General features: G+C 37.0%; 14 protein-coding genes. 5 read left to right on the forward strand and 9 right to left on the reverse strand.

Features of this window, described 5'->3' with window-relative positions; genetic code table 11:
* The first annotated feature begins 70 nt into the window (after positions 1-70).
* The gene (locus AC1DY0_RS16740) at positions 71-883 is read left to right on the forward strand and encodes an SDR family NAD(P)-dependent oxidoreductase (RefSeq protein WP_477189728.1); all 813 of its coding nucleotides are present in this window, start codon (positions 71-73) and stop codon (positions 881-883) included.
* Positions 884-1,699: 816 nt separating this feature from the next.
* Here the strand turns inward: AC1DY0_RS16740 and AC1DY0_RS16745 are convergent.
* The 5 genes from AC1DY0_RS16745 to AC1DY0_RS16765 all read right to left on the reverse strand — a co-directional run bounded on the left by AC1DY0_RS16745 (position 1,700) and on the right by AC1DY0_RS16765 (position 9,444).
* Positions 1,700-2,026, reverse strand: a complete 327-nt coding sequence (locus AC1DY0_RS16745) for a GIY-YIG nuclease family protein (protein WP_477189729.1) — start codon at positions 2,024-2,026, stop codon at positions 1,700-1,702.
* A 535-nt stretch (positions 2,027-2,561) separates the two neighbouring features.
* Positions 2,562-3,302, reverse strand: a complete 741-nt coding sequence (locus AC1DY0_RS16750; RefSeq protein WP_477189730.1) for an FRG domain-containing protein — start codon at positions 3,300-3,302, stop codon at positions 2,562-2,564.
* 390 nt (positions 3,303-3,692) lie between these two features.
* The gene (locus AC1DY0_RS16755) at positions 3,693-4,772 is read right to left on the reverse strand and encodes an efflux RND transporter periplasmic adaptor subunit (protein ID WP_477189731.1); all 1,080 of its coding nucleotides are present in this window, start codon (positions 4,770-4,772) and stop codon (positions 3,693-3,695) included.
* Complete coding sequence (locus tag AC1DY0_RS16760; protein WP_477189732.1) at positions 4,762-8,046, reverse strand: efflux RND transporter permease subunit; 3,285 nt, start codon at positions 8,044-8,046, stop codon at positions 4,762-4,764. The genes AC1DY0_RS16755 and AC1DY0_RS16760 overlap by 11 nt, the downstream gene beginning before the upstream one ends.
* Positions 8,047-8,058: 12 nt before the next feature.
* Positions 8,059-9,444 (reverse strand): TolC family protein, encoded by a 1,386-nt coding sequence (locus AC1DY0_RS16765; protein WP_477189733.1) that lies wholly within the window; start codon positions 9,442-9,444, stop codon positions 8,059-8,061.
* Positions 9,445-9,606: 162 nt separating this feature from the next.
* On the opposite strand from AC1DY0_RS16765, the gene AC1DY0_RS16770 reads away from it, so the two are divergent.
* The gene (locus AC1DY0_RS16770; RefSeq protein ID WP_477189734.1) at positions 9,607-10,641 is read left to right on the forward strand and encodes a sensor histidine kinase; all 1,035 of its coding nucleotides are present in this window, start codon (positions 9,607-9,609) and stop codon (positions 10,639-10,641) included.
* Entirely contained in the window at positions 10,641-11,336 is a 696-nt protein-coding gene (locus AC1DY0_RS16775; protein WP_477189735.1) for a LytR/AlgR family response regulator transcription factor, read from the forward strand. Before AC1DY0_RS16770 ends, AC1DY0_RS16775 begins: the two co-directional genes overlap by 1 nt.
* 5 nt (positions 11,337-11,341) lie before the next feature.
* Here the strand turns inward: AC1DY0_RS16775 and AC1DY0_RS16780 are convergent, their stop codons facing one another.
* From AC1DY0_RS16780 to AC1DY0_RS16790, 3 genes are all read right to left on the reverse strand, one after another.
* A complete protein-coding gene (locus AC1DY0_RS16780; protein ID WP_477189736.1) occupies positions 11,342-12,067 on the reverse strand; it encodes a DUF4386 domain-containing protein in 726 nt (241 codons plus the stop codon).
* Positions 12,068-12,391: 324 nt separating this feature from the next.
* Positions 12,392-13,591 (reverse strand): thioredoxin family protein, encoded by a 1,200-nt coding sequence (locus AC1DY0_RS16785; protein WP_477189737.1) that lies wholly within the window; start codon positions 13,589-13,591, stop codon positions 12,392-12,394.
* 134 nt (positions 13,592-13,725) lie between these two features.
* Complete coding sequence (locus AC1DY0_RS16790; RefSeq protein ID WP_477189738.1) at positions 13,726-14,286, reverse strand: 2'-5' RNA ligase family protein; 561 nt, start codon at positions 14,284-14,286, stop codon at positions 13,726-13,728.
* Between the two features lie 225 nt (positions 14,287-14,511).
* Between AC1DY0_RS16790 and AC1DY0_RS16795 the strand changes: the two genes are divergently transcribed.
* Entirely contained in the window at positions 14,512-15,144 is a 633-nt protein-coding gene (locus AC1DY0_RS16795; protein ID WP_477189739.1) for a response regulator, read from the forward strand.
* Here AC1DY0_RS16795 and AC1DY0_RS16800 read toward each other — a convergent pair whose 3' ends face one another.
* Positions 15,145-16,620: a sensor histidine kinase gene (locus AC1DY0_RS16800; protein ID WP_477189740.1), complete on the reverse strand. Its 1,476-nt coding sequence runs from the start codon at positions 16,618-16,620 to the stop codon at positions 15,145-15,147.
* A 373-nt stretch (positions 16,621-16,993) separates the two neighbouring features.
* On the opposite strand from AC1DY0_RS16800, the gene AC1DY0_RS16805 reads away from it, so the two are divergent.
* Positions 16,994-23,775 (forward strand): beta strand repeat-containing protein (locus tag AC1DY0_RS16805; RefSeq protein ID WP_477189741.1); only part of this gene is annotated, 6,782 nt, incomplete at its 3' end.

Consider the following 23,775-nt stretch of genomic DNA (forward strand, 5'->3'; position numbering starts at 1 on the left):
ATATGACCGAAGGGTCATTTATTAAATAATAGTAACAACATTAATAATTAATAATCAACAATTAGAAAACATGTCAAAAACAATTTTAATTTCAGGAGCATCAAAAGGATTCGGAAGAGCCTGGGCAGAAGCATTTTTAGCAAAAGGATATCAGGTAGCTGCAACAGCAAGAAATATCGACACCTTAGCCGACTTAAAAGCACAATATGGAAATGCTATTTTACCGCTAAAATTAGATGTAAACAAACGTGAAGAATCGTTTGAAGTAGTCAAAAAAGTGCAAGAGTATTTCGGGAAAATTGATATCCTGATTAACAATGCCGGTTATGCTTTAAACGGTGCTGTTGAAGAAGCCAGCGAAAGCGAAGCAAGAGCACAATTCGAAACCAATTTCTTCGGAACTTTATGGCTAACACAGGCTGTTCTGCCAATTATGAGAAAGCAGCAAAGCGGTCACATCATTCAGGTTTCTTCTATTTTAGGTATTGCCACTTTACCGGTTTTAGGACTATACAATGCATCTAAATTTGCCGTTGAAGGTCTAACTGAAACGCTGGCTTCAGAGGTAAAACAATTCGGAATCAATGTAACTTTATTGGAGCCAAATGGTTATGTAACGGATATTTGGGGTAATGGATTCAACAGCCAAAGCATCGACGCTTATGATGGACTAAAAAAAGCAATTGGAGAGGGTCATGATCCTGATACTTTCGGAACAATAAGTGCTACAGTTCCGGCGATCATTAAATTGGTTGAAGCTGCAAACCCACCCTTGCGTCTATTTTTAGGAAAAGTTGCCTTGCCATTCGCTAAACATACCTACGAACAAAAAATTGCTACCTGGGAGGAATGGGCTGACGTTTCTGCAGCGGCACACAGATAAATTATACTCTGATTTTTTTAGTTGATTAAACGGGATTGTTTCTTTTTAGAAATGGTCTCGTTTTTTTATGAAGAGATGTTTCCATTGAACTCTTTGGGAGCTGTAGAATTGCGAGATTATTTTTAGGAGCAGAAAATACAGTTTTCATAAGATCTTTAGTCCCGCTGTCCGCTAAATTCCCGATTAACAAAAACTACGGCTAAAAAGCCTTGTTTTTCTAAATCGGGAGATGCCGTTTCCATCGGGGCTAAACGAGAAATTTTAGATAATTAAACATTATTGGACTTTACACAGTTTACTGGACACTCTAGGTTTTGGTAGCTTGCCTACCAAAACCAAAGGCGCACCTACCAAAACCAAAGGCGCGCCTAAACAATCCAATAGGCCCGCCTATTAAAATCAAAGGAGGTGCCTGCAAAATTGATAGGCGAGCCTATCAAAATCAAAGGCGATACCTATGAAATCGATAGGCGCGCCTACTAAAGTGGTAGGCGTGCCTATCAAAAATGAAGGTGACGCCTACACAATCGATAGGCACGCCTTAATATTATTATGGCGCTCCCTTCTTAAAATGTAATTGTGGATTTATAATCGTGCCCACATAGTACATCAACGAAGAAAGAAAATATGAAAAGTAAATTAGTCGTGATAATTGGAATGGGTACGGATTGCAAATCGACTACCGTTGTGTAGATCTGCGCGGTCAAGGTTATACGTAAAGGTTGTCATCTCGACGCAGGAGAGATCACACAAGTAACTCCGCAATCTATTTCTTCAAACCAATTTCTTTATCGATTAAGACTATAACATAAAGTGTCAAATTCTACTTTCAAAACGATAATTTAAAAATTCAAAATTATCATTAAACGAACGAATTAAATCTAGTTTTTTCTCTCTTCTCCATCCCTTAATTTCTTTTTCTCTAGCGATAGCTTGCTCAACCCATGTGAAATTTTCGTAATAGACTAAAAATTCAATACCATATTTTGAAGCAAAAGTTTTATTTCCTTTTTCTATGTTTTCTTTATGTTGCTGCAATCTTAACCCTAAATTATTTGTCATACCAACATAATAAGTTGACCTAAATTTATTTGTAATAATATAAACATAATAGCTATGGTAACCTTCTGTATATTCAATCATATTTCGATAATTTTATACAATTATAATACTTTCAAAATTCACAAGTTTATAGTAACTAATAGAAAGGACTTCATATTGCGTCACATACTTTATGTGATTCCTCGTACCTCGGAATGACAAAACGGAACGAAAATAGGTTTGCATTATCCATAAAATTTGTCATCTCGACGAAGGAGAGATCACACAAGAAGCTCGACAATCCTTATATAATCAACGCTTTTCTCTTGACTTAATGACATTGTGCTCACGCAAACGTTGGCAATTCTGCACTATCGTTTCGTAGATCTGCGCGGTTGGGAACTACTTGCGTTCTCATATTATGTGATTCCTCCTTCGTCGGAATGACAAAATGGGAATGAAAAGGTTTACATCATCCATAAAGTTTGTCATCTCGACGAAGGAGAGATCACACAAGTAGCTCGACAATCCTTATATAATCAACGCTTTTCTCTTGACTTAATGGCATTGCGATCACGAAAACGTTGGCAATTCTGCGCTATCGTTGCGTAGATCTGCGCGGTCGGGTGCGGTTAATCTACTCATCTTGATCTTGCAAATCAGATATAAAGTTATAAAGTTTTAAAATATTATTAGATGCTAAACTTGCACCTTGGAAATCTGGATATAATGATGAAAAATTAATATTCATTAAATCTAAACCCAAAAGGGCTTCATTAATTATAGAATCAGGAAAAGTAATTTTGTAAAAGGATATCCACTCTTGTTTTGGTTGGTTTTTAATTATATTTTCAAAGTCTTCATTAATTGATATTTTTAAAAACAGCCCTCGTTGACTTACTAGTCTTCTGTTATCATCAAGGGGCTCAATTAAAGAAACAACTTCTTTATCTTCATCTTTAAAATGTTTTAAATCTGGTAGATTAAATGCATATATAGCTCTTTTTCCTGTTTTTGATTTTTCTGCACCAATCAATGCGAAAAACAGTGCTACATAAGGAGAGTTTGTCCAATCAATCAGAGGGGTTGCTAACCCATGATGTTGACCAATTGCCCAAATTTCATCTTCATGCATTTTTTTCAAACTTAGTCCAAGACCTCTAGCTTTGAATTTAAAATTGGATAGTTGTTTTTGATAAAACACATCAAAGTCTTTCACAAGTTCACTTTCTCTTAATAGACGTGTTAGAGAAGATTCTATTTTCCAATCATCTTGACTCTGGCCTCTAAAAATATAATCAGGATAAGATCTAAATAAATAATTTATATTAAGCATTAAATCGTCCAAGTTGTCATAATCTAGGTATTCTATATCCATTAGTATTTATTCTAAGTAATGAAATTTAGCTATGAATGTATTTATTTAAAAATATACTTTTATTGAACCATTTAAAATAACTCTTAAGTATAAAAAGGTAGTTAAGTAAAATACATAATTTCCTCAAATATATTGATTAACATTTAAAAACCGACTAAAAACTTATCTCATAAAGTCTCAAAAGTAACTTCTCTTTTTAAACCAATTTTACGGAAAACCATAAAACTTTTATGAAACCTAAAATCCCTAGCCCTGATAGAAGCGGTATCCTTTTTCTGGCTTCTTTAGCCAGAAAAAGATACAAGCGAATAGCAGGAATCAGCTCCTAAAAAAAATGCTGCAAAACCTAAGTCTTACAGCACTTTTCAACCAAACTAACCTAATTAAAAACTATTCTTTTATATCATCGCCTTCCTTAATTTCTTCGCTGGCAATTTTTACCAGTTTGTCATTTGCATTCAAATCGCCGAATATTTCAATTTTATCATCGACTTCTCTTCCTTTTTTGACATCGATTCGAGTGGCTTTATGGTTTAAGACTTTAATCACAAAAGTTCCTTCAGCTGAATTCACCAATGCCGATTTTGGAATTACAAATGTGCTGTCTTTTGCGTTAAGCGGTAATATAACTTCGGCAACCATTCCAGGCAATAAATTCCCTTTGGTGTTGTGCACGTCCATTTCTACACGCTCCGAACGCAATTTCAAATCCAAAGCACCAGACATTCTCTGAATCGTAGCTTTGAAAGTGTCAGGCAATGATTTTACATTGAAACTCATTTCGTCGCCTTGGTGCAGATAACCGGTGTACAACTCCGGAATAGAAACCGCCAAACGCAGTTTGTCCTGTTGCTGAATCGTCAATAAAGGCAAACTAGAACCAGGACCAACAAGAGTTCCTAAATTCACATTTCTTGCAGCCACAACTCCGTCAAATGGCGCACGAATTTCTAGATAGCCTCTCATAATCGAAACTTCTTTATGCGCTGCAATTGCCGCTTGGTATTGTGCATAATCAGAGTTTTTCTTGCCGCTTGCCATTTCCAAATCATTTTTGGAAATCGTTCCTTCTACTTTGCTGGTTTCATACAAACGGTTGTAGGTGCTTTTGCTAGTTGTATAAATGGCTTCCATCGATTTTAATCTCGATTCGGCGGCTGCCAATTGCGAACTGATTTCGGGAGCTTCCAAAACAATCAAAAGCTGTCCTTTTTTAACTTCTGTTCCAATATCAACCTTTAAGATTTTTACAAAACTGCTCACTTTCGCGTATAAATCCACTTGCTGAAAACCAGACAATTCGGCCGGCAAACGCAATTCGGTTGTTAGTTTTTCTTTTGCTAAAAGAAAAGTCTCAGTTTTAGGTTCGATTTCTGTGACAACAGTTTCTTCTTTTTTAGAATTACAGCTGTTCAGGAAAAATAAAGCTGCAAAAAACAGCGCGGTCGGTTGTAGTATTTTAGTTGTCATTTTTTGAATTTAATGATGAGATATAATGGATGCTTTCTTCGTCTTCAGGATCTAAAGAAACGGATTGTGTCGTGGTATGTTCTTGCGCCCAGGCAAAAATCAAAGGCAATATGAGCAGCACCGCAAAGGTCGAAAATAATAACCCGCCGATAACGGCTCTTCCTAATGGCGAAACCTGATCACCGCCTTCGCCGTGACCAATTGCCATTGGCAGCATTCCCGCAATCATCGCTACCGAAGTCATGATAATCGGACGAAGACGCAGCGCCGCAGCTTCACGCGCCGATTCTAATGCGTTGCCATTTATTTTCCTTAACTGCTCAGCATTGGTAACCAATAAAACGGCATTCGCTATCGAAACTCCAACCGACATAATGATTCCCATATAGGATTGTAAATTCAGCGTTGAACCTGTAATTGTCAGCATTAGCAATGAACCTAAAACTACGGCTGGAACTGTAGTTAAAATCACTAACGAAACCTTGAATGATTGAAAATTAGCGGCCAACATTAAGAAGATTACGAAGATGGCAACCAATAATCCAACTTGCAAACTACTTAATGTTTCTTCCAATACTTTACTCATCCCAATTGGACTGACAAATAACCCCCGCGGTAATTCGCCCAATGAGCTTATCGTTGCAGCTACATCCTTTGTCGCCGTTCCCAGGTCGGTTTGGTGGATGTTTGCTGTAACAGTAATGTATGGCATGGCCCCTAAATTGTCATTTTCACCGCTTACAAAGCCCGGCGTAATTTTGGCAACGTCACTCAAAACGGGACGAAGAGAGTTTTTCAATACCGGAATTTCCCCAATATCGGTTTTGCTTTTCATTTGATTCAGTGGCACCTGAACTTGAACGTTTACGGACAAACCTGATTTTTCATCAATCCAAGTGTTTTTCTCCGTATACCTCGATGATGAGGTAGAAGCGATCAGCGAACGCGAAATGTCATTCATATCAACTCCTAATTCAGCGGCACGAGTTCGGTCAATGTCAATATTCATCGCTGGATAATGAATGGGTTGTCCAATCTGAACATCTCTGAAATAAGAGAATTTTTGAAGCTTGGCTACAATTTGATTGGCATAAGTTTCATTTCGCTTTTTGTCTTTTCCCGCAATTCGAATTTCAATTGGAGTAGGAGAGCCTTGGCTCAAAACTTTATCGGTCAGTTCAATTGGTTCAAACGAAATTTTCACATCAGGCAGAATCTTTTTGATTCGAGCTCGAAGATCATCTTTAAATTCGTCCATATCCGCTTCATAATCTGTCAAACTCACTTGAAAAACAGCTTCATGAGAACCCGCCATGAACAAATATATAGGGTTGATAGAGAACAATGACGGATGCGAACCTACATATATCGAAGAAATTCCGATGTGTTCATTACCGACCATTTTCTTCAATTCTTTCAGAACCAATATTGCTTTTTCTTCGGTACGCTCAATACGAGTTCCATCGGGAGCGCGCATTCTCAGTTGGAACTGGCTTGAATTCACTTTAGGAAAAACGTCTTTTCCAATAAATGAAATAAACACAACCGCAAGAGCGGTTATCGCGATTAAATAGGTTAAAGCAGCAGTTTTTTTGAACGGAAACAAACGATCTAATGTTCTCATAAATCGGATTCTGAAACGCTCAAAAGCACCAATTTTTCCGTTGCCATCGGTGTCTGTTCTTTCAACATAATCTTTTTTCTGAGTGATTAATTGTTTCTCAGATTCCGGTGTTAATCCGCAGGCGTTAAATTCGGCTTCATCGTCTGTGATATTCGGCGCGTGTTCGTGTTTTGGATGGTCTTTCATCAGCCAGTTTGCCATTACGGGAACAAAGGTCTGCGAAAGCAAAAAGGATATCACCATAGAAAATCCAATAGCCAATGCCAAAGGCAAAAACAAAGCTCCCGGAATTCCTACCATTGTAAATGCTGGCGCAAATACGGCAAGAATACAAAGCAGAATCAATAATTTAGGCAATGCAATTTCCTGACAGGCATCCCAAATGGCGAGTGCCTTGGGTTTTCCCATGTCGAGATGCTGATGAATATTTTCAATAGTTACTGTACTTTCATCCACCAAAATTCCGATTGCTAGAGCCAATCCGCTCAATGACATTAAGTTGATCGTTTGTCCGAATAATTTCAAAAACAAAACGCCCGAAATAATCGAAATTGGAATAGTCAAAATTACAATCAAGGCCGCACGTCTGTCGCCAAGGAAAAGTAAAACCATTAAACCAGTCAAAACAGCCCCAATAATTCCTTCGGTAATTAAACTTTTAACTGAGTTGATTACATAAACCGACTGGTCAAATTCATAAGATAATTTTACATCTTCGGGAAGCGTGCTTTGTATTTTAGGCAATTCGGCTTTTAATTTCTGAACCACATCCCAAGTCGAAGCGTCTCCCGCTTTGGCAATACTGATATAAACCGAACGTTTTCCGTTTACCAAAGCATATCCGTTGGTAATATCGGCACCATCTTTTACAGTAGCAACATCTCCTAATTTTAAGTTATGAACACCGCCTTTAAACAACGGAATCTGTTCAAAATCTTTGATTTCTTTAATAGTGTTGTTGGTAGGTGTGAGGTAGTTTATATTTCCAATCCTAACATTTCCCGAAGGAGCCGTTTGGTTGTTCACGCGAATGGCTTCCACAATTTGATCGGGTGTCATATTGTGCGAACGCAGTAAATCAGGATCTACGTTAACCTCTACAGTTCTGGGGCTTCCGCCAAAAGGTGCCGGCGATAATAAACCCGGAATGGATGTAAAGGAAGCACGGACATAGACGTTGGCTAAATCCTGTAATTCATTATTCGAACGTATTTTACTGCTCAATACTAATTGTCCGATCGGCAGTGAAGAAGCATCAAAACGAATGATAAACGGCGGTTGCGTTCCCGGAGGAAAAGCCGCCTGAATTCTATTGGATAATGAACTCAATTCGGCTGCAGCCTGAGCCATATTTGTATTTTCATAATAGGTTAATTTCATAATCATTAACCCTTGAATATTCTTGGTTTCTACCGATTTTACGCCATTGGCAAAAGGTAGAATATTCACGTAGTTTTTGGCAAAATAAGCCTCCATCTGATCTGGAGTATAACCTCCAAAAGGATGCGCAATATAAATTACCGGCAAATTCATTTTCGGAAGAATATCTACCTTGATATCCTTGATGGCACCAATTCCGAAGAAAAATAAACCTGCCACCAATACTAAGATAGAGATGGGTTTGCGGAGTGCAAAACGTATTAAATTCATTAGGATCTATAATTAAAATTCATTTATAAATAAGTCAAAATTGCCTGTGGCTGCCACTTTCAGTAAATATGATTGCCATACATTGTTGTTGACGATATCACGGTCAATTTCGGCACGATTCAAAAGAAAAAGCGTTTGTGTTAAATCGGTCAAATCGGTTAAACCATTCTTGTATAAAGTCGATTTTTGCAAATATGCTCTTTGTGCAGCATTTACCTGAATCGGAGCTTCGGCGTAGTTTTCGAGCGTGATTTTTATTTTATCATCGGCCAATGCCAACTGCGATTTTAATTCTCTTTCAGCCTGATTGTATTCTTCCTGCAAGCCTTGTGTAACATACTTTTGAGCGCTGACTTGCTTACTCATTCGGAACGGAGTTGTAAGATTCCAAGTGATTCCGATTCCGACTAAATAATTAGAACGATCCGGATTTACACCATCCCAATAATTTCGGGTAAAAGCAGTTTGATCGAGTGCATAGCCTGAATCAAAACCAGATGCTCGGGTTTGCATTACCCCAAAAGCACTCATAGTTGGATAATAAAAGCGTTTGTATAATTTGACCTGCTGATTGCTGTAATCAACTTTTGTTTTATAAAATTGTAAAAGCGGATGCAGACTGTCTGTTGCTTTTTCATCAAAAGCCAATTGTTTTGGAATTTGATTGACAAATAATGTGTCAGTTACAAAATCCTGCGGTGCAACGCCCATCAAATCGACCAGTTTGCTGTTTTGTTCTTTGACGAAATTACGAGCCAGATTCAAAGCCATTTTAGCTTTCGAAACTTCAGCAGTTGCTAATGTAGAATCGACTCCTGCCAATAATCCGTTTTTAACTCTTGCGACAGCATTTTTTCTAAAAACTTCTGTGCGGTCTAAATTCTTTTGCTGTGAAATCAATAATCTTTGGCTTGCCAATAAATTCAGATAAGCAGATGAAATTTTGATTTGCTGTTGGAATTTTTCTTGGTTTAAATCTTTTTCTTTGGCCAAAACATCAACTTTGGCCAAATTGATTTTCTCTTGAATTTTTCCAAAAGTGAAAAAATCCCAGTTCATATTGACCAAATACAAAGCACCAAAAGCCGAATTCCAGTTTTGTTCAGCAAGAGGAAGCCCTGAAGAAGCAACTCCTAAACCACCAAAACCATAAAGAGGACCATTTTGCCCGTTGACAGTTCCATAATCTTGTTGCGCTGATAAATTTAGATTCGGTAAATAATCGCGTTTGGATTGCTTCAGTGTTTCCTGCGAAGCGTTGGCGTAATTGTTTTTTGCTTTGATGGAACCATAGTTTTCAAGACCTGTTTTTATGGCTTCTTTCAAAGACAAGGTCTGTGAATAACTCACGGCACCAAAAATCAAGAGAAACAATATGGTGATTTTTTTAAAACACATAAAATTCAAAATATAATTAGTGGCACAAAATTATTTCACTTGCGGGGAAATATGCTTTCTTAAATGATGTAATGCGATTATAAATGACCAATTCAATTGGTCATTTATTGGAAATAAAAACGAAATATTTGTGGTTAATTTGCAAACTATTTAGATATTAAAATGGATAAAAAGTTTGACAATATGATGGATAACAAATGGTGGCAAGAAATTGCCGTTGTTGGTTTTTCATTTACAATTTACACCTTGAAAAATGATTGGATGCTATTCAGTTCTTTGGCTTCCATTTTAATGGGCGTTTTTTTCTATTGTATTTTATATATGCATGCCCAATTCAACCGTTTTTTGCTGTTGCCCATACTATTTAAAGCTCAAAGACCGTTAACTTATTTGGTTGCAACGCTGCTGGGAGTAATAGTGTTTTCGGTGGCATTATTCGAAATATCGACTTTGGATATTTTCAGTAAAGGCCATTTGTATCAAAACTCGCATCAAAGGAGTTATGTCTATCAATTGGCAAGTGTTTTGGGAACATTGGTTTGTATTTTGAGCCCAATAATTGTTTTTAAATTTTATAGGATTCATAAAAAGCAAACAGACGAAACTTTACTTTTCAATCAAATGCAGTTGAATGCGCTAAAAGGACAGCTGAATCCTCATTTTTTATTCAATACGTTCAATACACTTTACGGAATCAGTTTGGAATTTCCTGAAAGAACATCCGATTTGATTATGAAAGTGTCGCAATTAATGCGCTATCAACTCGAAAGCAACAGCAAACAATGTGTATCTCTTGAAGACGAGCTTGATTTTATAAACAGTTATGTGCAGCTTGAAAAAGAGCGTGTAGCTTATCGTTGCGACATTACCTATGATTGTAAAATTGACAATGAAAATGCCTATAAAGTGTCACCGATGTTACTGATTGCTTTTATCGAAAATGCTTTCAAACACGGAACATGCGCCATAGAAAAATGTTTTGTCCGAATCATAATCACTGTTGAAAACGGTTTGCTTCATTTACATGTCGTGAATTCCATTCCGAAGAAAACAGATGTGGTTTCTACTAAAATTGGCCTAAAAAACACTATTGAGCGTTTGAATTTAATTTACGGAAAAGACTATAAATTAGATATTCAAGACGACAAAAATACCTATATTGTAGATTTGAAATTACAACTCAAAAAGACGTTATAATGAAAGAACTCAAAAAGTGCATTATTGTTGATGATGAGCCGGCAGCACATTATGTTTTGGCGAATTATATCAGACAAAATCCACAATTAGAGTTGGTTTTTGAAGGCTATAATGGCATTGAAGCGATGGACTATCTTCGTGAAAACAAAGTCGATTTGATGTTTTTGGATATCAATATGCCCGAAATTTCCGGAATGGAACTTCTGAAAATCCTTCCTACTCATCCCAAAACCATTTTAACTACCGCTTATTCTGAATTTGCTCTCGAAAGTTATGATTATGGTGTAATTGATTATTTGCTAAAACCCATTTATTTTCCCCGATTTTTGAAAGCAATCGATCGTTTTTTTTCAACTGAAAACGTAATTAAAGTTGAAGAAGATACAATCAATTCAGTGAGTGTAAAAGTGGACGGTTATTTTATCGACATCGAATTGGATCAGCTTTTGTTTGCACAAAGTTTTGGTAATTACGTAAAATTACACACCACAAAAAAGACCTATCTAGCATCTATAACCACGAGTGAATTTGAGAAATGTCTTCCTGAAAAAAGCTTTATGCGCATCCATAAATCCTATATTATTGCATTGGACAAAATTGATACCACCGAAAAAGATTTTGTCATCATAAAAAATGAAAGATTACCTGTCGGGATTACTTATCGGAGAGAATTGATCGATAGATTAAAAAAATAATCCTTTTATAAATTTTTACTAACTGCAGTCTTCCAGATTGGCAGATTAACTCCTTTGAAAATTAACCATAAACTAAGTGATAGTTCTGCAATAAAACACGGCATTAATAATGCAATACTTGAAAATTGTGGAGCAATAAGTAGTGCAAAGCTATTAGTTAGATAGCACAAACCCGCAATTGACATTAGAACTCCAAATGCTTTAGGAAAATAACCCGATTTAAAAATTAAGTAGCCTTCAAAAAGACATACAAATCCAAAAAAGATTAACCCGATTCCAAAACCAAAATCATGTAGTTTTATAGAAAGATAGGATAAAGCATGTAGTTGATCTGGACTAAATGATTTTAAATATTCGGCATCACCTAAGAAAAATAATGCTGCCAAAAGATTTAATTTATTGATTACTAAAACGGCAGTTTGTATTAAATTAAAAGATAAATTAAGTAAGGCAAGTTTTCTGTTTACGGGTTTAAGCAGATAATAAAGGATTATCATTACAGGTAAATCACAAATATGCATAATCAAATCGCCAGTAATACCAATTCTCCACAGAAATTCAGAATTAATAATATTGTTTGCAGTGGCTGTAGCATCCCCATAAACTAATAATTTATTTCTAACCAAAAGTTCTCCAAATACGCCTGCTATTATAATTATTAGATATAGTATTCCTGCTAATCTTGCATAAAGTTGAGGCGAATTTTCAAAATTTTTGAGGGAAAGTTTCATATTTGGTAGTTTAGTTCGAGGTATGACGCTTAATATTTGAAATTGTTACGGTATTTTCTTTGTAATTGTATTCTGATGATTAACAATGAGCGATAATCTGAAGATATATCCGTTCTTTATTGATGCTGAAGATGGTTGTATTTTATGGAAAAATGAATGCCCTAGCCCTGATTGCTTCGCCAGTTCGCTCCGCTCGTGTGTAGTGGAAATCCTTTTTTGTTGCTTTTTCTGCAACAAAAAGATTGAAACGGATAGCAGGAAGTAGCTCCAAAAAAATAAAATTTTAATGAATTCCGTATTAAGTTGTGGGAGTAAACACAAAATTTATTTTATCCCCAAATCCAAGTAAAACTGATCTATTTCTTTGGTATCCCAACCCATTGCCGCAATGATGGTTTTGGTCTTTCGGGCGTATGTTATGGCTGTCTTTTTATCTTTTGTTTTGTTGTATAATCGTGCCAATGAGAAATTACTTTCGGCGGAATCGGTCAATTCTACAGACCGTTTTGCCCAAGTAATGGCTGATTGTAAAGCTTCTTTTTCGGTGATATGCTGAATGTAAATTTTTGAGATTTCGTTGATGGTTTTGTAATCGCTCCAAGCCCATTTTTGAACGGATTCCAATGTGGTCTGTTTGTATTTATCCCAGCATTTACAGGCTTCATACATTTGTAAATCGAGCTTGAACACTAAGGAATCTACTTTGGTTAAATTTCTGCTTTTAGCAAGGATTCTGTTCTTGGAATACCCAATCGAATCCAGACTTTCCATGTTGTGTTTTAAGGATTGATTGACTACGCTTACAATTTTGGTTTCGACTCTTTTGGGTGATGCCACTTTGGCAAAATCACTTTGATGATCCAAAACGAAATCAAATTCTTTTGTATTCAATTTATTAACGCCAAAAGCAATAATCTTCCAATTGATGGCCGTAAAGATTTGGTCTTTGGGTTGAGTGGATAGATATTTGGCCACAATATCATCTGTTTTGTCTCTGTCGATGCTCTTTCTTAGGGCGTTTAAATAAAGCAGACAAGCTTCTGGACTCCGAATGTCGTCATTGAATTGTCTTTCTAAATAAGGTAATTGCGTATTTGGATTTAAAGCTTTTTTGGATTCCGAAATAAATTCTTCCGCTGTGAATTCGCCTCCTGTACTATACAGATGGGTTTCATTTTCGTTCAGGTATAAAAAGGTTGGGAAGGAAGTAATTCTAAATTTTTTCATAAAATCTTTTCCCGTTGGCGATTCGCCATCCATCATTACATTGATGTAATTGGTGTTAAAAAAATCGATTACAGTGGGGTCTTTTAAGACTGTAGCTTTCATTTTATTGCAATGTGGACACCAAGTGGCATAAACCATTACAAAAATTGGCTTCTTGGATGTTTTGGATTGTTCAAGCGCCAATTTATAATCATTTTCGATAAAATTAATAGCTGTCTTTTGCGCTTTCACTGTAGACACAAAAAGCAAGAAGAATAAGATGAAAGTATGTTTTATTGAAGTTTTTATTGATGACATATTTGGAGGTAATTTCATTTTTATTATGACTGCAATTTAATACTTTTTGTGCTTCGAGTTTTTTTTCATTTTATCAAAAGGTATAATGAGTTCAATCTAAAAAAATGGATTTGATTTTATCTAGTACCGTATTATTAAAAAAGTGTTCCCTGTACCGATTCGGGTTGTGAATTACCTTTAAATTCGAAAGTATCGGTTACAAAAAACTGTTTTATGTTTTCGTCAAATTGTCTTAAAACTACACTGTCACAAACAAAATCCAGGTCTATTGTGGTAAATAAATGATTGGCTTTGGCAAGATTTTCGGGTTTCAGTTTCCGGGCGATGGAGAGATGAGGGTTATCGCTCTTTAGCATATTGGGAATGAGCAGTGATTTATGAAATCGTTTCATGATATGTTTCAATTTTTTCTTGGAATCGTTGTCGGGTGCTATGAAAAAAGCACCGTTTGGGAAAGAACCAAATTCATTTAAGTGCACTTCAATGGGAGACAACGTATTACATACTTTACTGATTTGATTTTTGATGTTTTCAATTCCTTTTTCGGTTGCCTTGAATTCGCAGATGGTAATGTGTCCCACGGAATTTTTGCTGTTGAACCAACCCACTTCTACCGCCAATTGTTCTTTCATGGACTTCACCAAAGCAAGGATTGACTCAGGAGGATGGATGACAAGAGAATATAGCTTTTCCATGGTTGTTATTTATTTTAATATTATAAGTAAAATTAGTACATTTATAGTTGTGTTATTGATTTTTAGTTATATTTGTAAATGTGAGTTTTACACTTTTTTGGTTAAATTTATAAGAATTTGATCTTTAGAAGTAGATTTTTTTTGAATTGCATTGTGTTTTTTTTAAATCAAACCATTTTGATGGTTTGATTTGTGATAAATTTTAATAGTTTTTAATTTTTAGATATGATTAAAAAAATACTTATTGTAGATGATCATTTTATTGTAAGATCAGGAATGTCGCTTTTGTTGGAAAATGAAATTGATGAAGTTCAAATTTTTGGGGCCAATGATTTTCAGGAAGCACTTGCAGAATGTGGTAAAGCTAGTTTTGATTTAGTAATATTGGATATCAATTTACCTGGCGGAAAAAAATGCTATATGGTTGATGATTTACGAGAGTTGCAAAAAGATGTGAAAATATTAATTTTTTCTGCTCATGAGGAAGATATCTATGCTTTTCGTTACATCCAGGCTGGAGCTAACGGATATCTGAACAAGTTGAGTGATAGCGATACCATTGTTAAAGCCGTAAAAACAGTTTTGAAAGAGGGAAAATATATTTCAAATGATATTCTGGATAAATTCATTGCATTTTCTCAACACAAGAGAGAAAGTAATAATCCTTTGGAAGATCTTACCCATCGTGAATTTGAAATTGTTGAGCTTCTTGTAAAAGGATATGGGAATCTTGAGATTGCCAATGAATTGGATATAAAAATGACTACAGTAAGTACCCATAAATTAAATATTTTTAAAAAAACACATATAACCAATATTATAGAATTATCTGAATTGTTTAAAAAATTTAATGTTTAACTAGTTTAAATCCGTTATTATTTCAATTCTTGAACCTTTACCTCCTTCGCTATAAAATTTTAAATCACCGTGGAGTATATGAATTAATTCGACAATCATATGTATCCCGATTCCGCTGTTTCTTAGCATTAATTTCTCTGTAGATTGCTGATTGCTTAATTGGTTATAATATATTAAATCTTCTTCTTTAAACCCTTTACCTGTATCTTCTACAACTATATATAGTTTTTTGTTTTTAATATGACTATATACTTTAATTACTCCATCTTCAGTGTTTTTTATGGCATTGTCAAGAATGTTGTGCAGGATAACAGATAAAATGTCTTTGTTTATTTTTGTTGTAATTTTTTTATCGATATCATTTATTAAAATGTTATTGGAAGCCTCGGCAATTTCGTGGAATAAATTACATTTTGTCTGCACCAGTTCCTTTAGAAAGTAAACTGTGTTTTCGGAAGAGTTTCCCTCAAAAAATATTTTGGAATAGGTTAGAAGACTATCGATGAAATTGAATAATTGAAGCGTAGATGAATAAACAGATTTTGTTATTTTTTTAAATTTTTCATCATCATAATTTTTAGATTCTTCATAGATATATTTATTGGTCATTGCCAAATATTTTAGGGGACTTTTTATATCATGGCTTATGGTTCCTATTAATTTTTTGTGTTGAATTATTTCTGTAGATAATTCGATTTTAGTTTTTTCTAAGGCCTTTATAATCTCGTGTAATTGTTCTTTTTTACTCTTAATATCTTTTTCCGAAGCTATTATTTTTTTTAAAGTGATTGAATAATAAATGCTTACACTGCTGATTATAATTAAAATAAAAAAGATATTTATTACTATTAGATTGTCTTTAATTTCTCGAGTACCATCCCCAACTATATTTGAGAATCTATCTGCAGCAGCACCTAGTCTTTCACATATCAAACTGATTTCTGATGAAAGTTTATGTTTTGTTTGCAGATCTAATTTTTGGGTTTTAATTTTATTATGAACTTCAATCCCCATTTCATGAAGTTGATTTACTGATTCATCTGCATTCGTCCATTCTAAAATTGCTTTTTTTAGAAATGGTACCGATTTAAAATTCTTAAAAACCCAAATTAAATCATCTAAATCTCCTTCTTTATTTCTCCCAGCCCTAAATCCTATTTTTACAATACTGTCATTAAGGTTTTTAGTTAAAGCGACTCTTGCAAATTGATCTCCTATTGGAACTTTTAATTCTTCGTTAAATGATTTCCAACTTTTATTGTTTTCTGTGTATAAATAGGTGATCAAATGGCGTGATGCCTTGTTCTGTCCTTTGGAGTAATGTGATTCCCCATTTATATATGCTCTTGATGCCGATAAAATTCTAATTGTGATGTAGTTTATGACGATTAATGAGGTACATGAAAAAAAGAGTATAATATATAGGAGAATTATATTATTGTTTTTTGATTTTGGCGTGTTCTTAATTTCGGTCATAATCTTTCATAATTATTTGGTATTGTAATTTAAGAAATTTAGTTAATGTTTTTGATTTTTTAATAATAAGAATTAACTGTAGCTGTGTTTAGTTATTAATCTTACAAAAACTAGTACTAATCAAATTCTTGTGTAGTATTAATTCTATATAACAATCGGTTTTTGTTTGTGGGAATTTTTCATGTGCTCTTTTATAATGCGATAAATTTACTGAAGTAATAAGTTCTTTGAGTTACTATCCAGCGATGTACATAAAATTAAACATGTGATAAATGTTTTATTAAATGTCTTTAATATTCTATATCAATTTGATATTAAATATTAAAGTAGTTATTAATCTGGTCTTGTTTAAAAAAGTTTAATCCTTTATTCTATGAGAAAAAATTACCCAAATCTTTCGATTAATCAATTAGATAAATCCATTGCATTAGATACATTGATAAAAGGAATGTTCAGAAGAATATTGTTTTTTTTGATATTTTATGCGTATTCTACAACGACTATCTCGGCTCAATGCAATACGGAAACTCCACTTCCTTTTATTGACAATACCTTTGGCAATTTGACGGCAACAGGTAGTCTCGGTGGAGTGTGTTTACTGTGCTCAGCTTCAAATGCATCTAGATTGATAGATGCTGATTTAAACAATTTTGCTACTGCAGCTGTTACTATTGGTGTTGCTGGCTCCGTAAATTATAGAGTTACGGATTCTGATACTGATTATATATCAGGTACTTATGCAGGCTACAGAATTGATACTAGGGGATTGTTGAATGTAAATTTACTAGGTTCAATTACAATAAGAACTTATCTGAATGGTGGTTTGAGAGAAACAGCTACGGGTTCGTCTCTTTTGGGCGTGGGATTACTTAACGGTTCAGGTAATAATTATGTTGTAGGCTTTAATACGACAAAAAGTTTTGATGCTATTGAAATTTCCATTGGAAGCTTAGTTGGTTTATTGAATACCGTTGATGTTTATTATCCAGTAATCAGAAATTATTGTGCAGGTCCAGCTTTGAGCTGCAATACTGTATCTCCAATGAATCTTCCGACTTATCCTGTCAGTTTAGAGCCTTCTCACACAGGTATTTCTGGTGTAACAGTAGGGAATATTTATGATGCTAAAAATGTGATTAGTTCCAGTACAGCAGATTATGCTACAATAGCTTTGAATGTTGGTGTTGTAAGTTCAGGAAGTATTTCGGTAAAAGACCAACTTACAGATTACCCAGTTGGTACTTATGCCGGTTTCGAAATAGAAAATTCCAATTTATTAAGTGTTTCAGCATTAGCAAACATATATATAACAACTTATTTAAATGGGGCGCCTCAAGACCAATTCTCTGGAAATAATTTGGTTGTAAATGGTTCTTTATTGAATACCTCTGGCCGACATAAAGTTGGTTTTGTTTCTACTAAATCATTTGATGAAGTTCAGATTTCAATAAGACAAACAATAGGATTGAATCTGGGTTCAACAAAAGTGTATGGTGCAGTTTTCGAAAATTTCTGCACAGGACCAAATTTGGTTTGTAACACACAAACTGGAATGGTTTCCCCAACATATCCAGTTTATATTAATGGTGTAAATACGGGTATTGATGGTGTAGCGTGTGTGGCCTGTTCTGTAAATAATGCTGATAATTTGATAGATCAAAATACGTCTAATTATGCTCAGATTAATTTAACAGTAGGTGCTGTAGCTTCTGGAAGTATTTCGGTAAAGGATCAGATAACAGATTACCCTATAGGTTCTTTTGTTGGTTTCACTTTAGAGAATCCTTCATTGTTGAATGTAAATGCCTTAGATGCTATTACGATAACTACTTACCTTAATGGATCACCTCAGGAAATTAAATTTGGGAATTCTGCATTGGCTACTGTTGGTTCCAATCTTTTGGTGGGTAGCAGTTTATATACTATCGGCTTTATTACAACTAAAGCGTTCGACGAAGCTCGCATTACGATTGCCAATACTGTAGCTGTAAATTTGGGTGTTGTAAATGTGTATAATGCTGTTTTTCAAAAATTGTGTCCAGTAACTTTAGAATGTAACAAGACTTATGCATTAACAAATCCAACTTTTCCTGTCATTATTGATAGCGGTAAAACAGGTGTCGATGGTGTGGCCTGTGTGGCTTGTGCAGTGAATAATACTAATAATGTATTGACTGCAAGTACTACTGATTTTGCTACAGTTTTGGTCACAGCGGGAGTAATAGCACCTGCTTCTATCGCTGTTCTAGATCAATTATCAACTTACCCTGTTGGTACTTTTGCTGGATTTACAATAAAAGATTTGAATAGTTTAATTCAGTTAGATTTATTCAGTTCTTTGACCATTTCGACTTATTTGGATGGAGTTTTAAGGGATTCAAAAAGTGCTTCACAGTTACTTAATTTATCATTATTGACACCTTTTGGTTCTGGCTCTGGAATTTATAATGTAGGTTTCCAAGCGTCTAAAACTTTTGACGAAATCAGAATTAGTGTCGGATCACTTGCAAGTGTAATCAATGATATTAATGTATATGGAGCTTTTGTTAACACGGCGAGTACGAGTGGTGGTACATTATTTTGTGCTGTTATTGATGCAGTAAATGATAGTTTTTCACCAACTATTGGATCAGTTGGCAATAGTAATATAGGTAATGTATTGACAAATGACACTTTAAATGGAAATCCAGTTGCAATCAGTGACATTAACTTTGCCGTAATTACGCCAGCTGTACCAATGATAGTTGGAGCATCTGTACCTTTTATAAATCCTGTGACTGGGGTAGTAAGTATTCCTGCGGGAACTCCTGCGGGCAATTACACTATTACATATCAAATTTGCTATAAATTAAACTCATTGACTTGTGATTCAGCAACAGTTACAGTAAATGTAACTGCAGCAGTAATTGACGCGGTTGATGATATCAACACAGGAACAATTTACGGAACAACTGGAGGTAATACAGGAATTAATGTTTATGCTAATGATACTTTAAATGGAAATCCTGTAAATCCATCGGATGTTGTTTTGACTTCTCTTCTAAATGGGCCACTCACAGTAAATACAGACGGGAGTGTAATAGTGGCATCAAATACACCAGGAGGAATTTATACAATAGATTATACTATTTGTGAAAAATTAAACCCTACAAATTGTAGTACTGCCACTGTAACTGTTTTTGTGTCTTCTCCAAGTATTGCTTTGGTAAAAACCGGAGCGGTGGGAGGAACCGGAACAATAGGAGATATGATTACCTATACTTTTACTGTGACTAACACTGGGAATACCACATTGACTAATATTTTCATTAACGATGCATTGACTGGAAGTACAAACTTGGCAGTAACTCCAAGTTCATTGACACCAAACACCGTAGGAACTGTTACAGCAACTTATACAATTCAGTTAACTGATGTTAATGCAGGGCAAGTAACCAACAGTGCCACGGTAACGGGAACTACCCCGACGGGAGGAACGGTGAGCGATACTTCGGGAACCACGATAACTAACAATACCCCTACAGTAACCCCATTGACTCCAAATCCAAGTATAGCCGTGGTGAAAACCGGAGCGGTTGGTGGGACAGGAACGGTAGGCGATATGGTTACCTATACTTTCACGGTGACCAATACCGGAAATACCACTTTAAGCAATATCGTTATCAACGATTTATTGACAGGAAGTACAAATTTAGCTGTAACACCAAGTACATTGGCACCAAACGGAGTTGGAACTGCTACTGCAACTTATACAATCCAGTTAATTGATATGAATGCCGGGCAAGTAACCAACAGTGCTACTGTAACGGGAACTACACCAACGGGCGGAACAGTGAGCGATACTTCGGGGACCACGATTACCAATGATACCTCGACAGTAACCCCTTTGACTCCAAATCCGAGTATTGCTGTGGTAAAAACAGGAGTAATAGGAGGAACTGGAGAAGTAGGTTATATGATTACCTATACCTTCACGGTGACCAACACCGGAAATACCACCTTAAGCAACATTGTCATCAATGATGCTCTGACTAACAGCGTGAATCTGGCGGTAACGCCAAGTACCTTGGTACCAAACGCAATCGGAACTGCAACGGCAAGTTATACGATTCAACAATCAGATATTGATTTAGGAAAAGTAACCAACAGTGCCACTGTATCGGGAACTACTCCAGCGGGTGGAACTGTAACGGACACTTCTGGAACTACGATTACCGATAATACCCCAACCGTAACTACGCTGAATCCAAGTTCAAGTATTGCTTTGGTAAAAGTAGGTGCGGTAGGAGGAGTAGTTGCTGTAGGCAATGTAATCACTTATAGTTTTACCGTGACCAACACCGGAAATACTACTTTGAGCAATATAGTTATCAATGATTTATTGACAGCAAGTGTGAATCTGGCGGTAACCCCAAGTACCTTGGCACCAAACGGAATCGGAACGGCGACCGCAACTTATACGATTCAACAATCAGATATTGATTTAGGAAAAGTAACCAATAGTGCTACTGTAACGGGAACTACTCCAACGGGTGGAACTGTAACGGACACTTCGGGAACCACGATTACCAATAATATACCAACCGAAACTACGCTGAATCCAAATTCAAGTATTGCTTTGGTAAAAGTAGGTGTTGTAGGAGGAACAGTTGCTGTAGGTGATGTAATCACTTATGGTTTTACGGTTACCAACACTGGAAATACCACCTTGAGCAATATAGTTATCAACGATTTATTGACTGGAAGTACGAATCTGGCGGTTACTCCAAGCACCTTGGCACCAAACGGAATAGGGACAGTGACCGCAACTTATACGGTTAAACAATCAGATATTGATTTAGGAACAGTAAACAACAGCGCGACCGTAACGGGAACCACCCCAGCGGGCGGAACGGTGAGCGATACATCCGGAACGACAATTACCAACGACACTCCGACAGTAACCCCTTTAACTCCAAGTCCAAGCATAGCTATTGTAAAAACCGGCGCCGTGGGCGGAACAGGAATGGCAGGCGATATGGTTACCTATACTTTCACGGTGACCAATACCGGGAATACGACCTTGAGTAATATTGTCATCAATGATGTATTGACAGCAAGCGTTAATCTGGCGGTAACGCCAAGCACCTTGGCACCAAACGCAATCGGTACGGCGACTGCAACTTATACGATCCAACAATCGGATGTTAATGTGGGACAAGTAACCAACAGCGCCACGGTAACAGGAACCACCCCAGCGGGCGGAACGGTGAGCGATACATCTGGAACGACAATTACCAATGACACCCCTACAGTAACCCCTTTGACTCCAAGTCCAAGCATAGCGATTGTGAAAACTGGAGCTGTTGGCGGAACAGGAATGGCAGGCGATATGGTTACCTATACTTTCACGGTGACCAACACGGGAAATACGACCTTGAGCAATATTGTCATCAATGATTTATTGACAGCAAGTGTTAATCTGGCGGTAACGCCAAGCACCTTGGCACCAAACGCAATCGGTACCGCGACCGCAACTTATACGATCCAACAATCGGATGTTAATGTGGGACAAGTAACCAACAGCGCCACGGTAACAGGAACTACCCCAGCGGGCGGAACGGTGAGCGATACATCTGGAACGACAATTACCAATGACACCCCTACAGTAACCCCTTTGACTCCGAGCCCAAGCATAGCCGTGGTGAAAACCGGAGCCGTGGGAGGAACGGGAATGGCAGGCGATATGGTTACCTATACTTTCACGGTGACCAATACCGGGAATACGACCTTGAGCAATATTGTTGTCAATGATGCACTGACCAACAGCGTGAATCTGGCGGTTACCCCAAGCACCTTGGCACCAAACGCAATCGGTACTGCGACCGCAACTTATGTGATCCAGCAATCGGATGTTAATGCCGGACAAGTGACCAACAGCGCGACCGTAACGGGAACCACCCCAGCGGGCGGAACAGTGAGCGATACATCTGGAACGACAATTACCAATGACACTCCGACAGTAACCCCTTTGACTCCAAGTCCAAGCATAGCGATTGTGAAAACTGGAGCTGTTGGCGGAACAGGAATGGCAGGCGATATGGTTACCTATACTTTCACGGTGACCAACACGGGAAATACGACCTTGAGCAATATTGTCATCAATGATGTATTGACAGCAAGTGTTAATCTGGCGGTTATCCCAAGCACCTTGGCACCGAATGGAATCGGGACAGCGAGTGTAACTTATACAATCCAACAATCGGATGTTAATACCGGAACAGTAACCAACAGCGCCACGGTAACGGGAACCACCCCAGCGGGTGGAACGGTGAGCGATACATCCGGAACGACAATTACCAACGACACACCGACAGTAACCACACTGACTCCGAGTCCAAGCATAGCCGTGGTGAAAACTGGAGCCGTGGGCGGAACGGGAACGGTAGGCGATATGGTTACCTACACTTTCACGGTGACCAATACCGGGAATACGACCTTGAGTAATATTGTCATCAACGATTTATTGACCAACAGCGTGAATCTGGCGGTTACCCCAAGCACCTTGGCACCAAACGCAATCGGTACTGCGACCGCAACTTATGTGATCCAGCAATCGGATGTTAATGCCGGACAAGTGACCAACAGCGCGACCGTAACGGGAACCACCCCAGCGGGCGGAACGGTGAGTGATACATCCGGAACGACAATTACCAATGATACTCCGACAGTAACCCCTTTGACTCCAAGTCCGAGCATAGCCGTGGTGAAAACCGGAGCTGTTGGCGGAACGGGAATGGCAGGCGATATGGTTACCTACACTTTCACGGTTACCAACACCGGAAATACGACCTTGAGCAATATTGTTGTCAATGATGCACTGACCAACAGCGTGAATCTGGCGGTTACCCCAAGCACCTTGGCACCAAACGCAATCGGTACTGCGACCGCAACTTATGTGATCCAGCAATCGGATGTTAATGTGGGACAAGTGACCAACAGCGCGACCGTAACGGGAACCACCCCAGCAGGCGGAACAGTGAGCGATACATCCGGAACGACAATTACCAATGACACTCCGACAGTAACCACACTGACTCCGAGTCCAAGCATAGCCGTGGTGAAAACTGGMGCTGTKGGTGGAACRGGAATGGCAGGCGATATGGTTACCTACAC

The sequence above is a fragment of the Flavobacterium sp. P1_E4 genome (assembly GCF_056405915.1).